Raw genomic sequence first — 830 nt, forward strand, 5'->3', positions numbered from 1 at the left:
AATGCATCCTTCACATTAAAGTTATTGTCTATTGGATAGTTTGTTTGCAAACCAAAAGCTATACAAAAAATAGCTAGTGGCCAAAGTATCTTCTTAAGTCGAACCGTATGTATCATCATCCCATTATGTTATATGAATTTCGTGTTCAAGTTTCACCGTCTTTAACAAAATATTACATTATCAAAATCAAGGCTGACCAATGCGGCTCAGCATATCCCAGTCAAAATCGTTACCATAAAATAAATCTAAATCTATTGGCCCACCATAGCCGTCTAGGCTCCCATGACTAGTATATTGAAAAATAGTTGGCGTCATCCAAGCACCAAAATCAGAATCATCGGTCCAAGGCTCACTCTGATATCCGGTCTCATTATCATCGGCGTATTGAGCCATCCACAGTCCATAGTTTTTGGCGATAGCGCTCCAGTCATAGTCATGAATGACACTTTTAGACATATAAATGAGAGGGCGAATACCTGTTTCTCGATATACTTCATCTAGCCAAGTTTTAGCCCAAGACGGGCCCTGAGGTAATGCATCACTTTCCCAATCCAAAACTAATAAGCTTTGCCCATTCAAATAGGGACGAACTGCATTCACAAAAAAATGAGCTTGATCCAATGCATTTCCGACAGTTGCAAAATGATATAACCCTAATTTTTTACCAGTATTTTGCGCGTCATGCCACTGATGATCCATATAAGGATTTGTATAATAGTCCCCTTCAGTCGCTTTAATAATCGTAAAATCTCCAGCCACTTGTTGACTGGAGATACCGGACTGATAGCTAGATACATCGAAACCATTGAGTTGAGTCACAATCTGTGATG

1 protein-coding gene is annotated in these 830 nt (G+C 39.2%); it reads right to left on the bottom strand.

Features of this window, described 5'->3' with window-relative positions; all coding sequences use genetic code 11:
* Window positions 1-186: 186 nt before the first annotated feature.
* The coding region (locus NRF22_RS08855) for a GH25 family lysozyme (RefSeq protein WP_263780133.1) at window positions 187-830 on the bottom strand (644 nt) is incomplete at its 5' end.

It is taken from the genome of Oenococcus kitaharae (assembly GCF_025758695.1).
Taxonomy (GTDB): domain Bacteria; phylum Bacillota; class Bacilli; order Lactobacillales; family Lactobacillaceae; genus Oenococcus; species Oenococcus kitaharae_A.